This is a genomic window from Cellulosimicrobium sp. Marseille-Q4280 (assembly GCF_943181405.1).
Lineage (GTDB): Bacteria > Actinomycetota > Actinomycetes > Actinomycetales > Cellulomonadaceae > Cellulosimicrobium.
Window position 1 is genome coordinate 556599 of the sequence record NZ_CALPBY010000002.1, and the last position, 14112, is coordinate 570710.

General features: G+C 68.5%; 9 protein-coding genes. 3 read left to right on the plus strand and 6 right to left on the minus strand.

Features of this window, described 5'->3' with window-relative positions; genetic code table 11:
- Window positions 1–16: 16 nt before the first annotated feature.
- Together NFS20_RS07310 and NFS20_RS07315 are read left to right on the plus strand one after the other, a co-directional pair.
- Window positions 17–1144: a sensor histidine kinase gene (locus tag NFS20_RS07310; protein WP_251151068.1), complete on the plus strand. Its 1128-nt coding sequence runs from the start codon at window positions 17–19 to the stop codon at window positions 1142–1144.
- Window positions 1141–1791 (plus strand): response regulator, encoded by a 651-nt coding sequence (locus NFS20_RS07315; RefSeq protein WP_251151069.1) that lies wholly within the window; start codon window positions 1141–1143, stop codon window positions 1789–1791. Before NFS20_RS07310 ends, NFS20_RS07315 begins: the two co-directional genes overlap by 4 nt.
- 124 nt (window positions 1792–1915) lie before the next feature.
- Here the strand turns inward: NFS20_RS07315 and NFS20_RS07320 are convergent, their stop codons facing one another.
- The 4 genes from NFS20_RS07320 to NFS20_RS07335 form a co-directional block, all read right to left on the minus strand.
- Complete coding sequence (locus NFS20_RS07320; protein ID WP_251151070.1) at window positions 1916–8128, minus strand: GH92 family glycosyl hydrolase; 6213 nt, start codon at window positions 8126–8128, stop codon at window positions 1916–1918.
- A 140-nt stretch (window positions 8129–8268) separates the two neighbouring features.
- On the minus strand, window positions 8269–9054 hold the full coding sequence (locus tag NFS20_RS07325) for an SCO1664 family protein (protein ID WP_251151071.1): 786 nt from the start codon (window positions 9052–9054) through the stop codon (window positions 8269–8271).
- Entirely contained in the window at window positions 9051–9596 is a 546-nt protein-coding gene (locus NFS20_RS07330; protein ID WP_251151072.1) for a DUF3090 domain-containing protein, read from the minus strand. Before NFS20_RS07330 ends, NFS20_RS07325 begins: the two co-directional genes overlap by 4 nt.
- Window positions 9597–9673: 77 nt before the next feature.
- Window positions 9674–10411 (minus strand): histidine phosphatase family protein, encoded by a 738-nt coding sequence (locus NFS20_RS07335; protein ID WP_251151073.1) that lies wholly within the window; start codon window positions 10409–10411, stop codon window positions 9674–9676.
- A gap of 535 nt (window positions 10412–10946) precedes the next feature.
- On the opposite strand from NFS20_RS07335, the gene NFS20_RS07340 reads away from it, so the two are divergent.
- On the plus strand, window positions 10947–11738 hold the full coding sequence (locus NFS20_RS07340; RefSeq protein ID WP_251151074.1) for a hypothetical protein: 792 nt from the start codon (window positions 10947–10949) through the stop codon (window positions 11736–11738).
- Between the two features lie 130 nt (window positions 11739–11868).
- Here the strand turns inward: NFS20_RS07340 and NFS20_RS07345 are convergent, their stop codons facing one another.
- Window positions 11869–12459, minus strand: a complete 591-nt coding sequence (locus NFS20_RS07345; RefSeq protein WP_251151075.1) for a hypothetical protein — start codon at window positions 12457–12459, stop codon at window positions 11869–11871.
- Between the two features lie 86 nt (window positions 12460–12545).
- Window positions 12546–14051, minus strand: a complete 1506-nt coding sequence (locus NFS20_RS07350; protein WP_251151076.1) for an RNA-directed DNA polymerase — start codon at window positions 14049–14051, stop codon at window positions 12546–12548.
- Window positions 14052–14112: the final 61 nt, after the last annotated feature.

The following is a 14112-nucleotide window of genomic DNA, read 5'->3' on the forward strand; positions in this document are numbered from 1 at the left end:
CGCTAGCATGCCGAGCGTGCGACGCCGGCTGCGGGACCTCCTCGGACGTCCGGCGGCGCCCGGTGACCGCGGACCGAGGGCACGGGACGCCGTGCTCGTCGTCGTCCTGGTCGGCGTGGCGGTCCTGGAGAGCGTCCTGCGCCCCGATCTCGCGTGGCCCCTGGCGGCGACGCTCGTCGCGATCGCCGTCGTGGCGCCCCTGCCGTGGCGGCGCAGCCGCCCGCTGCTCGTCGTCGCGCTCACGACCCTCGTCGGCGCCGGGTTCCAGGTCGCCCAGGCGGCCGTCGGCACCGGGCCCGACGGGCTCGCGACGATGCTCGCCGTCCTTCTCGCGCCGTACGCCCTGTTCCGCTGGGGTTCGGGCCGCGACCGGGTGCTCGGCGGTGCCGTCCTGGCGGGCAGTCTGGTCGTCACCGTCGCGCTCGGCGGCGAGGGCGTCCAGGGTGCGGTCGCGGGGGTCGCGCTCGTCGGTGGCGCGTGCCTCGTGGGGGCGTTCCGGCGTGAGCGGGTCGCGGCGCGCACGAGCCAGCTCGACGCGGTCCGTGCCGCGGAGCGGGAGTCGCTCGCCCGCGATCTGCACGACACGGTCGCGCACCACGTCTCCGCCATCGCGATCCGCGCGCAGGTGGCGGCGACGGACCCCGACGACACCTCCCGGGTCTCCGAGTCGCTGGACGTCATCGAGCGCGAGGCGCAGGCCGTGCTCACCGACATGCGCTCGCTCGTCCGCCAGCTCCGCGCGCCGGCCGGTCTCGAGCCGTCGCCCGGCCTGGCGCAGCTGGCGTCCCTCGCCGACCCCGGCCCGCCCACCGTGAGGGTGCGCCTCGACGACACCGCGACCCCGCCCGACATCGTCGCGTCCAGCCTCTTCCGCATCGCGCAGGAGGCTGTCACCAACGCGCGGCGGCATGCCCGGGGCGCCACCACTATCGACGTGATTCTGACCCTGACCGCCGACGCCGACGCGGTGGAGCTCGTCGTCCACGACGACGGTGCGGGCGTCCGCAGCCCGTCCGGGACAGGGCACGGGCTGCAGGGGATCTCCGAACGCGCGGCACTCCTCGGCGGCGAGGTCATGGTGGGCCCCGATCCCGACGGCGGGTGGACGGTCCGCGCCCGGCTCCCACAGGGGCACGACGCATGATCCGCGTCCTCGTCGCGGACGACCAGGAACCGGTGCGCACCGGTCTGCGGATGCTGCTCGACGCGCAGCCGGGGATCGAGGTGGTCGGCGAGGCCTCCGATGGTGCAGCCGCGGTGGAGCTCGCGCGGGAGGTGCGGCCCGACGTCGCGCTGCTCGACATCCGGATGCCTCGCCTCGACGGCATCGAGGCGACCGCGCTGCTCGCCGGCCCGGACGTCCCCGACCCGCTCGCCGTCGTCGTCATCACCACGTTCGACCTCGACGAGTACGTCTACGGCGCGCTGCGTGCCGGTGCGAAGGGGTTCCTGCTCAAGGGCGCGAGCCCTCACCTGATCGCCGAGGCGCTGCACGCCGCCGCGAGCGGCGACGCGCTGATCTCCCCGCGCATCACGACACGGCTGCTGGCCGAGTTCGCGCGCCCGTCGCGGCGCCCCCGTCAGCCCGTGGCACCGCTGAGCGAGCGCGAGGAGCAGGTGCTCGCGCTGCTCGCGGCCGGCCTGACCAACGACGAGATCGGCGCCCGCCTCTACCTCTCGCGCGGCACGATCAAGACCCACGTCGGCGGCATCCTCACCAAGCTCGGGGTGCGCAACCGCGTCGAGGCGGCGATGTGGGCCTACGAGTCGGGCCGTCACCCGCGTGAGTAGTCTGCTCGGACCCGAGCACGGTCCGACGACGACCGTGGACACCGAGGCAGCCGCGCTCTGACCCCTGCGCCCGGTCGGGGTCGGCGGGTCCTGGACCCACCGACCCCGACCGGCGCGTGCGGCGTCAGCAGGTCCGCGCGGGGTAGCTCACCTCCTGCGTCGTGCGCTGGCCACCGCCGGACGGCACCGCCGTGACGGTGACGCTGCCCGCCTCGACGGTCTTCGCGCGAGCGGAGAACGACTGGTAGCCGTTCTTGCCCGCGGCGACCCCGGAGAAGGTCTTCGTGCCGAACGGTGTCGTGACGCCGACGTCGAGCGTTCCGGTGCCGACGTTCGTCGCCCGCACTGCGACGTAGGCCGTCCCGGCGACGCAACGGGTTTGCACGTCCACGCGGACCTCCGGAGCCTGCGGCGTCGCGGCGATCAGCGCGCTCAACGCGCTGGCCTGGGCTCGCCAGTCGAAGACGTTCGGGTGCTCGGCGGACTCGCCGCCGGCCCAGCGCACACCGAGCCGGTCGCCCGCGGCCCGGTCCTGCGACCAGATGGTCGCGGCCTGCCGGTCCACGAACTGCTGGTACTCCGCGGAGCCCGTCGTGTCGTTGAGGTCCATGAAGTACCGCATGAACACGCCCTTGAACTGCTTGCCGTTGTCGTCGCACGTGCGGTCGAGCGCGTCGCAGCTCTCGGTCAGCACGCCGTCGACGACGAGCGCGTCCGAGGCCAGGGCCGCGTCCGCGAGCCGCTGGGCGGTCTCGAGGGGCTCCGCGTCACCGGTCGCACGGTGGAGCTCCAGGCCTGCGCCGATGGCGAGGCCCTGGTTGTAGCTCCACACGGTGCCCCCGTTGTTGCGGCAGTCCGCCGTGAGGCCGTCGTTGACGAGGCCGTCGGCGTTGATCATGCCGCTCGCGGTGAGCCAGTCCCACGCGGTCTGCGAGCGCTCGAGCCACGTCGTGTCCCCGTCGATGCGGTTGTGGAGCTCGGCCGCGAGCCGGACGTAGAGGCCGTTCGTCACGGCGTTCTTGTACGTCCGCTCCGCGTCCCACCACACCCCGCCGTCGCACGTGGACTCGTCCCAGTAGCCGTGGACGTAGTCGCCGATGACGACGGCCATGTCGAGGTACTTCTCGTCGCCCGTGAGGTCGTAGGCCGCGATCCACGCCAGCCCCCACCACGCGGAGTCGTCGATCGCGCGGCTCGTGAAGTTCCCGAGCAGCTCGTCGCCCGACATCTCGCCCGCCGGGAACGGCGCCTTGTTGCGCTCGAACGTGCGGTCCATCTGCTCGAGGTAGCTCAGGTCGCCCGTGCGGCTCATGTAGTCGACGACCGTGTGCGTCGCGACGGCGGAGTTCCACCAGCTCGACGGCCACCACGCCTTCTCGGGGTCGTAGTCGCTCATGAGCGTGCTCGCCGCGCTCGCGGCGCGCTGCGCCGCGGGCGGGTTCTCGACGAGCGCGGTCACGAGCGGCAGCAGCACCTCGCGCGCGTGGTCGCTCACCTCGGCCGGAGCGGCGTCGGCGACGGTGCTGCGCAGGGTGGCGAGCGTCGCGGCCAGCGCGTCGGCGTGTGCGCCGTCGAGCTGCTCCTGGGCGGTGCCGACCAGGTCGAGGAGCGCCTGCGCGGTCGCGTCGGCGACGTCACCGCTGCGCTGCAGAGCCCCGACCTGGGCACGGATCTCGTCCAGGCCCGTGCTCGCGGAGAGCCACTGCGACAGGAGCAGCGTGAGCTCGGCCCGCGTCTCGTCGTCGAGCTCCGAGGCGACCGTGGTGTCGACCGCCGCACGGAGCGCGCGAAGCTGCGCGACCACGCCCGCGGCGTCGTGCGCGTCCTCGGCCCCCTGCGCCGCGTCGACGATCGCCCCGAGCCGCTCCGCGGTGCCCGCCGGGATGCGACCGGCGTCGAGAGCGGCGTCGATCGCGCCGGCGAGCTCGCCGACCTTCGGGGTGTGCGCGAGGAGCTCGACCTCCGAGAGCGTCGCCGCCCCGCCGGTCGACGCCGTGACGTGCAGCCGGTAGTAGCGGTGCACGCCCGGGTCGGCGATCGAGAACGCGCGCGTCTCGCGACGGTTCGCGAACGACTCGTCCGTGCGTTCGTCGAGCGTCGTCCAGGTCTCCCCGTCCGTCGAGCCCTCGAGCGTCCACGCCGTGGGGTCCGCGCCGTCGGCCGCGGCCGACGTGAGCGTGTACATCCGCGCCCGCGCCGTGGTGCCCGTGAGCTCGTACGTCACCGGCGACGAGCCGATCGCGAGCTCGGTCGAGGACGTGTCGTCGAACAGCGCCGCGCCGTCCGCGCCCTCGTCGCCCGTCGTGGCCCTGCCGGACCGCGCGACGTCGGCGAGCGGGTCGGGCAGGTCGTCGCCCTGCGTGATCGACGGCGGGGCGTCGTCCGCCCCGGTGCCCCACTCGGACGGCGTCGGGCCCATGTCGAAGACGATCGTGCCGCCGTCGGCGAGCTGCTCGTGCGTGAGGTAGGTCGCCGACTGCTCGACGCCGTTCACCGTCACGCCCTGCACGTAGATGTTCTCCGCGCTGTTCTCCGGCGCGTCGATCACCAGGTCCTTGCCGTTCTCGAGGTGGATCGTCGCCTGCGTGAACAGCGGCGAGCCGATGACGTACGACGGGCTGCCCATCTGCAGCGGGTAGAAGCCCAGCGCGCTGAACAGCCACCACGCCGACATCTCGCCGTTGTCCTCGTCGCCCGGGTAGCCCTGGCCGATGTCGTTGCCCGTGAACGAGCGGGCCATCGCGGTCCGCACGGTCTCGGCCGTCTTCGAGGGCTCGCCCGCGAACGCGTACATGTAGGGAATGTGGTGCGAGACCTGGTTGCTCAGGCCCCACTGGCCCTGGCGGATCGCCTTGGCCTCGCGCATCTCGTGGATCACGCCGCCGTACGAGCCGGGCTTGGACGCCGTCTCGGGCGTGGCGAAGAACTCGTCGAGCTTCGCGCCGAGCGCGTCCGTGCCGCCGAGCAGGTTCGCGAGGCCCCGGCCGTCCTGGACCGCGTGGAACGCGAAGTTCCAGCCGTCGGTCTCCGTGAACTCGTTGCCCCAGACCTCGGGATCGAAGTCCGCCGCGGACTGGCTCCACGAGCCGTCCTCCTCGCGGCCCCGCAGGAAGCCCGTGGCCGGGTCGAACAGCGTCGCGTAGTTCAGGGCCCGGTTCAGGTAGTACTCGTAGTTGTCCGCGTACTCCTGGTGGCGCGGGTCGTCGTCGCCGCTCGTGTCGAGCAGCTTCTTCGACATCGTCGCGATGCCGTAGTCGTTGAGGTAGTCCTCGAGCGACCACGACGCGCTCTCGTGCGTCGACGTCGGCGTGTAGCCGAGGAACGTGGCCGGGTCGAGGCCCTTGCGGCCCACGCTCGCGCTCGGCGGCGCGGTCGAGGCGTTCTTCAGCGCGGCGTCGTACGCGCCCTGCACGTCGATGCCGGGGACGTCCTTGAGGTAGGCGTCGGCGAACGCGACGTCCGAGCTCGTGCCCGTCATGCTGTCCGCGTAGCCTGGGGCCGACCAGCGCGAGATCCAGCCGCCGTCCTCGTACTGCTGCACGAACCCGTTGACCATCTCCCCCGCCTCGCTCGGGTAGAGCAGCGAGTAGGCCGGCCAGGCGGTGCGGTAGGTGTCCCAGAAGCCGTTGTTGACGAAGACCTTCCCGTCCTCGATGCGCGCGCCGGTCGTCGTCGCCGTCGTGCCCTCGGGCGCGGGGTCCCCGGACGCGGAGGACTGCACGACGTGCCGGTAGACCGGGTCCGCCGCCGTGCCCGTGTTCTCGTAGCCCGAGTTCGGGTAGAGGTTCAGCCGGTACAGGTTCGAGTAGAGGGAGGTGAGCGTGTCGTGGTCCGCGCCCTCGACCTCGATGACGTCGAGCGCGTCGTCCCACAGGTCCTGCGCGCGGTCCTTCACCGTGTCGAACGTGTCGCCCGCGGCGATCTCGAGGTCGAGGTTGTGCTGCGCCTGCTCGACGCTCATGAGCGACGTCGCGAGGCGCAGGGTCACGACCTTGTCGTCGGACGTGTCGAACGTCAGGTAGCCCGTGACGTCGCCGCCACCGCCGCCCGTGAGCTTCCCGCTGGCGGTGACGGGCCGGTCGACCTCGCCGTAGACGAACATGCGCGTCATGCCGGCCGAGCTGCCCGGCGTGCTGACGTCGGTGTAGCCGGAGACCACGCCGTCCTCGGCGTCGAGGGTGAGCCCGCCGTCGTCGTTCACGTTGTCGAAGATCAGGTTCGACTCATCCCCCGTGAACGTGAACCGGAGCATCGCCGCGTGGTCGGTGGGCGCGATCTCGGTGCGCATGCCGTTGTCGAACGTCACGCCGTAGTAGTGCGCGCGGGCCACCTCGGCGTCGTGGTCGAAGGTCAGCGCGCGCCGCGACCGGTTCGCGTCCGGCGTCCCGGTCGACGGCATCACCTGGAACGTCTGCCGGTCGCCCATCCACGGGCTCGGCTCGTGGCTGAGCGAGAACGCCTGGATCGACGGGCGGTTCTGCTCGTCGTTGCCCTTCTGGTACTGGTAGAGCCAGCGGTTCGTGCCCGCGTCCGTGGCGGGGGTCCAGAAGTTGAAGCCGTGCGGCACGGCGGTCGCGGGGATGTTGTTCCCCCGGGAGAAGTCGCCGCTGGAGTTGGTGCCGCGCGTGGTGACGACGTAGTCGGACGGGCGCTGCGCCGTCGGCTCCTCGGGGTCACCGGTGACCTCGACGTCGTCGATCCAGCCGCTGAAGTCCGCCGGCCCGGCCGGGTTGTCGTAGCCGACGAGGATCCGGTCGATCGTCCGGCCCGCCGCGACGTCGCCGATGTGCGACACCACGGAGTTCCACTCGTTGACGTAGAGCGCCTTGCCGTCGCCCTGGCCCTGCGGGCTCAGGCCGATGCCGTGGGAGTCGACGGCGGCGAGCTCGCTCAGGTACGTGCCGTCCGTGAACGCGAGGTCGACGGCGGCGTACGTGCTCGCGTAGGCGAGGTCGTTCTCGGACGCCTCGGGGAAGATCATGTACGACAGCTCGGTGTCCTCGCCGACGGGGACGTCGACGTCCAGCACCTTGTCGTAGGCGAAGCCGCGGCCGTCGGCCGTCTGGCTCCCGGCGTAGTGCAGCGCGCCCGTGCCCGTCCAGCCGACCTCAGACCGCGAGTTGTACGCCGCGCTCGGGCCGGACCCGACCTCCGCGGTCATGTTCGTGGCCGCGAGCGCCTCGGTCGCGAGCTGCAGCTCCGCGAGCTGGGTGCCGTCGCTCCCGCTGTTGGACGTGATGTCGAGACGGTAGAAGCGGTACTCGCCCGGCGTCGCCACCGTGTACCCGCGCGTCTGGAACCGCTCCGAGAACGTCTGGTTGCCGCGCGTGTCGAGCGCGGTCCAGGTCGTCCCGTCCGTGGAGCCCTCGAGCTTCCAGGCGCGGGGGTCGCGGCCCGGGGCGTCGTTCGCGGACGACAGCGCGTACGCCTTGACGGTCGTCGCCGCGTCGAGCTCGTAGGTGATCCGCGCGGTGCGCGCGCCCGCGAGCCACTTGGTCGCGACGTCGCCGTCGGCGAGCTTGTCCGCCGACTCGTTCGGCGGGTTCTCGTTGTTGGCCGTGACCTTCACGACCTGGTCGGTGACGTCGCCCGGGAAGTCGACCGTCCCGGGGGTCAGCCGGCGGACCGACGTGCCGGAGATGACCGCGTCCACGGCCGCGGCGTCGCGCGTGCGGATCTGGAACTGCGGCGTGCCGCCGCCCGAGGCGGGGCGCGCGAAGTCGACGGTGACGGTCCGCGGCTCGTCCGTCAGCGTCACGTACTCGCCGCCGACGTCGGAGCCGCCGCTGTAGACGTTGAGGAACACCTTGCCCGACCCCGTCAGGGTCGCCTGGGCGCGCATCGTGACGCCGCGCTCGAGCGTCGGCATGGGCACCTGCACCCACGTCTCGCCCGCCGCCTCCATCGCCCAGTGCTGGGCGGGGTCGCCGTCGGGGGTCGTCGCGTCCTCGAGCGTCCCGGGCACCGAGCCCACGCCGTTCTGGAACGGGCCCTCCCACGCGAGCTCGTCCGTGGCGCCGCCGAGCGCGTCGTCGCCGCTGGGTGTGCTCGGGCTGCGCTCGAGCACGGAGGTGCCCACGACGCCGTCGACCCGCGGGCCACCCGCGCCGTCCTCGGGCGTGCTGGTCCAGTCGAGCGGCTGGTCGCCGGACTCGAAGGACGTCGAGAAGTCGCCCGGGTCGGCGAGCGCGGCGGGGGCAGCGGGCGCCGCGTGCGCGGCGACCGACCCGGCGACGAGCGTCGTGCCGCTGAGCAACAGGCTCAGGGCGACGCTCGCAGCGGTCGCCCGGCCGACGTTCTGCCGGAGCAGGGGTGGGTGCGTTCTGTGAAGCGACATCGATGTCCTTCGGTGGAGGGCGGGCGGCGGTGCTCGCAGGTATGACAGCGCTGACACACGAGACGGTGCCAGACGATCGGGAGAGCGTCAAGAGGATGAGGGCTGCGCCGCGTCACCTCAGCGCGACGACGGGGACCGACTCAGAACAGCGGCCACGGGACGGGCGGCATGCCCGCTTCCGGGTGCGGGAAGCGCGCCGTGCGCAGCAACTGGTAGCAGCGAGCGGCGAGGGCAGACACCTCGTCGTCGGACAGCAGCCCGCTCAGCCGACGGCCGAGGTCGCCGTCGAGGTCGGTGCCGAGGTCCGCCCGGAGCTGCGTGACGCCGTCCAGCTCGTCGGCGTCCAGGCTCGCCCCGACCCAGCCCCAGAGCACCGTCCGCAGCTTCGGCTCGACGTGGAACGTCACGCCGTGGTCGACGCCGAGACGTCGCCCGTCCGCGAGCGGCAGGACGTGGCCGCCCTTGCGGTCGGCGTTGTTCACCACCGCGTCGAACACGGCCATGCGGCGCAGCGCCGCGGAGTCCTCGTGCACCAGGGCCACCGGCCGGTCGTCCTCGTCGACGCCCTCCAGCACCGCCCGCACGCCGTCCTTCGGCACCTCGACGGTCGGCACGACGTCGACCGGTGACTGCGCGCCGTCGATCTCCTGCCAGAGCTGCACCATGCCCGGACCCATCGGCCCGTCGCGCAGCCACGTGCGCGGCACGATCCCCCAGCCGAGCGCCTCCGAGACGAGGTACGAGGCGACCTCCCGGCCGGCCAGGGTGCCGTCCGGGAAGTCCCACAGCGGGTTCTCCCCCGCGACCGGCTTGTAGACGACGTCGACGTCACCGATCCGGGCCCGGAACGTCGCGTTCGAGGCGGCGCGGATGCGTCCGACGATCTCGAGCGACGCCTCGTCGAGATCGACGTGCGGCGACGTCACGCCTCGTCGGGCAGCGCGCACTCGTGCCCGTCGGCGTCCATCGGCTGGCCGCAGCGGGGGCAGAGCGGGCGGCCAGAGCGGACGACGACGCGGGTGCGCTGGGCGAACGCGCGCGCCGTGCCGACGGGCATCTTGACCAGCAGCACCTCGGCCGGCTCGGGCTCGTCGTCCTCCTGGTCGGGGTCGCCCTCGACGAGCGGGTACGCCTCGACGACGACCTGCGCCGTGCGGGGGTCCCAGCTGAGCCGCATGGACCCGGCGCGGAACTCCTCTTCGACAGGTTGGTCGAGGGGGTCGTTGTCGATGAGCTCCGCGGGCACGTCGGCGGGGATGGTGTACCGGTTGTCCGGATCCGCCATGAGCTCGTCGAGCAGGCGCTGGATGGTCTCGGCGAGGACGGCCGACTGCTCCTTCTCGAGAGCGACGCTGGCCGTCCGGGTGCCCGATCGGGCCTGGAGGTAGAAGGTGCGGGACCCGGGCATCCCGACGGTCCCGACGACGACGCGGTCGGGCCAGTCGAACTCGTGGACGAGAGTGGGCATGCATCCACTCTACGAGCGCTCGCGCCCTCCGTCAGGACGGCTTCCGATCGCTGGTCACGACGGCTGGAGGTAGCTCGTCAGGATGCCGACGGGTCGCTCGGCTCACTTGGGTCGCTCGGGTCGTCAGGCTGTCCCGGACCCGCGCCTCCCCCGACCGGTGCGTCGCCGACCGGTGCGACCGCTCGCAGCCACGAGAGGTCCCCGGCGTCGGTGTTGGTCGCCACCACCTCCGGCCGGTGCTTCCCGTACCGCACGATCGAGATCGACGCCGGGCCGACGACGATGCGCTGGAACAGGTCCAGGTGCATCCCCAGCGCGTCCGCGAGCACGGACTTGATTACGTCACCGTGGGAGACCGCCGCCCAGACGGCGTCGGCACCGTACTTCGCCTCGACCTCGGCGTCGTGCCGGCGGATCGCGGCGACGCTCCGGGCCTGCATCTCCGGGAGCGACTCGCCGCCCGGGAACGCAGCCGCCGACGGCTGCGTCTGCACGACCGACCACAGCGGCTCCTTCGCCAGGTCCTTCAGGCCGCGCCCCTGCCACTGCCCGTAGTCGCACTCGGTGATGCCGCGCTCGGTCACTTGCTCCGGCGCACCCGCTTGGTTCTCGAGCAGGACGCGCGCCGTCTGCCGGCACCGTTCCAGGGGGCTGGTCACTACGCGAGCGAGTGGCACGCCCGCCAAGCGTTCGGCCGCCCGACCCGCCTGTTCACGCCCGACGGTGTCCAACCGCACCCCGCCCGCGCGACCGGCGAGAATCCCTTCGGCGTTCGCGGTGGTGCGGCCATGGCGGAGAAGGACGACTGTGGGCATGCGCACAGCGTAGGGCGCCACCGCGAGTGGACGGGATGCTTTCTCTAGTCCCACCAAGCCCCGTACCTCCCGAGCGACCTCGAGTCCTAGGCAGTTGGCAGACCGACTCGCAGTGCGTTGGCAACGGCGTGAGTGTGGACATTTCTTTCGAGACCCGATAGAAGTCCACCGGAACCTGACACCTCCGCGCTGACGTCAGCATTGCACCAGTCACGAAACAGTCAAGTGACGGCGGACAAGTGAGCCGACCCCATCAGTGCAGGTGAGCCCGAGGGCACGCCACCAACGGACCCGCAATACTCCCTAGACACCACGGGCCTCAGGCAAAGGACGGTGCTCGAAGTCGCCTCGAAAATCGCGCACCGTCCGAAACTCAGCGCCTTCGCGAAAACGATCACGTCGCCCCATCCAGTCGTTTCGACCGCTTCCGCGGTCCGCAACCCAGGCATCAACAGAGGTCCTTCCACCACCGAAACGACACGCGACCAGTGTGAGGAAGGGAGCCGCCGGCGGCAACGTCTGGCACCATTGGCCCATGAAGCTCTGGGGAAATCAAGACACGCTCGGGCCGATCGGGGGTGCGATCCGATGGCTCCCTCGTTGGATGAGAATTACGGCCCTACTCATGATCAGCGCCGGGGTCGCAGGTGCGATACTCACTATCGCCATAGACGGGACTCAGTGGTGGCTTAGCCGGCCGTTCGCGACCAACTATCTATCCTCCTTGGTAGCCGCCCTCATCGGTATACCGATCTCCGTTGTACTCATTGCAGTCGTCGTCGACTTGGCGGCCCAGTCTCGAGCTGTCGGATATGGCAGAGAGACGGTTGGCCTTTCGCTATTGAGGCTGAGACGCGCCTCTATCAAGATGATAGGCGAAGACCTTCGGGGACAAGACCTAGGCATTCGCCTTCCCCGGCGCCGCGCGGCAATTCAACGTGTTGAAGCTGCATTAGACCAGCGATACTATTCGAACGGCGACGACACCCATACGGAAAGCCAAGAAGTAGTTGAAGCAGCCGGCAAGATTGCCCAACACGCTCCGAACCACGACAGTTGGAAAAGGAGTCTCCGTGAGGCGCGAAGCGCATGGAGCGACATACTTGCGGCGAAGCAACACGCGGAGGCAACAAACACGCCTTTCATCAGTGATGACTTGACACACACGACAAACGTGGCGATATCTCAACTTGATAGCGACGACTATATACCCCCCGGCCTTACTTGGTCGCCAGCAGTGGATCGCGCCCGGTCTGGAAACCACCTGCTACAGCTCGTAGAACAGATAGAGCGAGCGGCCCAAATCGTCTGGCGTGATAGCGAGTGACAGACGTCTCCAAGCATGGGAGCAACTCAATCCAGGCCGCGCTCAATTCGAACTAACCCGTATGTGCGTTGCACAATCGCAGTTCAGGCGAATAGTAGAGCGAGCCCAACGTGGGCACTGATCCTCCGCCCTACCCGGATACCTGGAGCTCCGTCATACGACGGATGATCTCGCGCGCGAGTTCCGCCCAAGACAGTCCGCTGACGCCCTGCGCTACGAACTCGAGTGATACATTGACACGCGTTCCGAGTCGTGGATTGATTAACCCCATTTCCGCATATTGACGTCCGTTTGCCGAGAACATCGCACAGTACGTGAGAAGTTGCCGTACGTCACTTGCTCGAAACTTGCGGGACACCGACTTTACTTCATAGATGCAGCCGTCTGCGACGATGTCGGCATGTCCTGTATCCACGACCCCACAACCCGGAACTGAGGGCCAAAATTCGATGTGAACGAATTCTCGAGTCATCCTTGCTAGGGCGTCAGCAAGTTGGCGCACCTCTTCAAGCTCATCCCCGTCAAGCGAGTGATCACTCGGCGGATTGAGTGAAAATCCCAACAGATACCTGCGTGCCGATTCCACCGCCGCGCCCATCGCTACTGGTTCGCGCATCGAATCGCCGCGTGCCACCAAAGCGAAGGCTGCCTCGGCGATCAAAGAACTATTCCTTACCTCTGAACCAAGGGTTGGGACCCGCGCATTTACCTGTTCGCTCATTTCGTTTAGCCATCGTACGATCTGTTCCAGAGTGGGCGACAGCTCTGTCCAAATCGAGTTAGATCGCGCAAAGACCCGTGTCGAGATCACAAGGGGATTTCCCATCCGGGTTGGTTGATCCGCTCCGATGCCCACTCTAGGACAATCTGATCGTATGCTGGCAGCGCCCTGCGCTGGCCTTGCCGCCAGTGCCGTCCCTCGTCCTCAAGCGTAAAGGACGCAACTTCGAACGCCCGCCGTACCCAAGGATGCGCATGTTGGAACTGCGACCGCTGGTTCGTAACCCAATAGCGCGCACCCCATCTGGCCAACAGGAGCATTATGTCCCGTTGGATTACGGGAGAGGGCGCAGATCGAAAGCCATGCGGTTGATTGAAAAGACGTATGAGAAGAAGTTCGCTCTCTTTTGCGTACACCGTGGACAAAACTCGGATCATGTAGGCTAGATTCAGCTCAATTCTTACAATGTAGTGATCCGCATCGATCCTGCGTCTAATCTCGGATGCTACATAAAGAGCGAAATCTCTCGAGAGCCCCTCGAGACTGGAGTGAATTGACATGAGAACATGCGGCATTACGGGCGCCAGGCGCTCAAAATTGCCCTCGTCGAGCAGCGAACGAATCGCAAGTTCCCGTGATCCTTCGTCCAAGAACCGAAGCGCTTTGACCAACTTCTTGGTCACCGAGGCATGGACCTGCCCTTTGACGAGTTCGCGGCGCAGTAGATCCAGAATGTCAAACTGCTCGAGCTGGTTGCGCAGGCGATCATAGTCTTCGACAGGGGTCTCAGAGTACGGGTCAAAGTGCAGGTGAAGACTGAGGAACTTCGCAGCGCTTCCTTCCGCGGGCTCAGGCGGGTCGAGAATCGAGAGATACTCATCCGCGGGATAGATTGCAGTCTTGCTCTTCTGTAGCGAAAGCCCTTGGTTCGAGTGTAGTTTGTCGGAGAGCGAACCGATCATTCGATATGCAGTCGGGACGTCACGAACGAACATGCGATAGTCGTCAGCAAATCTACAGAATTCGCTTTCGCCCCGCTCGGCTTCCATCAGAAGGTCAATTTCATTAATTGTGAGCTCGGAAAGCATGCGGGCAGCTGGACCGCCAACGGGGAGCCCGTAGGACGCAGAGTTTGAGATCTTTCCAAGAATCTTCATGACGTTACGTCGGCGTGCACCCGACGTGTCCACCGCTTGTAGAGCGTTTTCGATCCTATGATGATAGAGCCGGGGATAGAAGTCGGCGATGTCGGCTGTTACGACGTAGGGGTATTGCTCGGCCAATTCCCGGGAGCGAGACTGGAAGCGAGTCCATCCATCAAGTTCGAACAGTCGATCCGAGTCTCCCTCGTAGCGATACGAGAAGATTTTTCGCTCACTTTTCGGAATCCGCGCGTCTTCGATTCTTTCGGCAAGGGACAGCACCAGCCCGAGCAGGTATGCGTTCCAGATGGGGTCGATCTGCGTGGCCCACCTGAAGCCGGTGTACCCTACCGGCGCAAGAGTTGCGTGGCTCGACATGGGGGTCGCTTCAAGACTGCTACTGAAGTCTTCGCCCATCGACATCAGTAGATCGGCGATTGCTTCGGGCATGTCGTGTAGGACGTGATTGTCGAAGGGGAAAGGGAAGATATCCGTGTCGCCCCAGGAAGCA

Coding starts and splice junctions, on each gene's coding strand:
- NFS20_RS07315 (WP_251151069.1), top strand. CDS start 1,141: ATGATCCGCGTCCTCGTCGCGGACGACCAGGAACCGGTGCGCACCGGT.
- NFS20_RS07320 (WP_251151070.1), bottom strand. CDS start 8,128: ATGTCGCTTCACAGAACGCACCCACCCCTGCTCCGGCAGAACGTCGGC.
- NFS20_RS07330 (WP_251151072.1), bottom strand. CDS start 9,596: ATGCCCACTCTCGTCCACGAGTTCGACTGGCCCGACCGCGTCGTCGTC.
- NFS20_RS07335 (WP_251151073.1), bottom strand. CDS start 10,411: ATGCCCACAGTCGTCCTTCTCCGCCATGGCCGCACCACCGCGAACGCC.
- NFS20_RS07340 (WP_251151074.1), top strand. CDS start 10,947: ATGAAGCTCTGGGGAAATCAAGACACGCTCGGGCCGATCGGGGGTGCG.
- NFS20_RS07345 (WP_251151075.1), bottom strand. CDS start 12,459: ATGAGCGAACAGGTAAATGCGCGGGTCCCAACCCTTGGTTCAGAGGTA.
- NFS20_RS07350 (WP_251151076.1), bottom strand. CDS start 14,051: ATGCCCGAAGCAATCGCCGATCTACTGATGTCGATGGGCGAAGACTTC.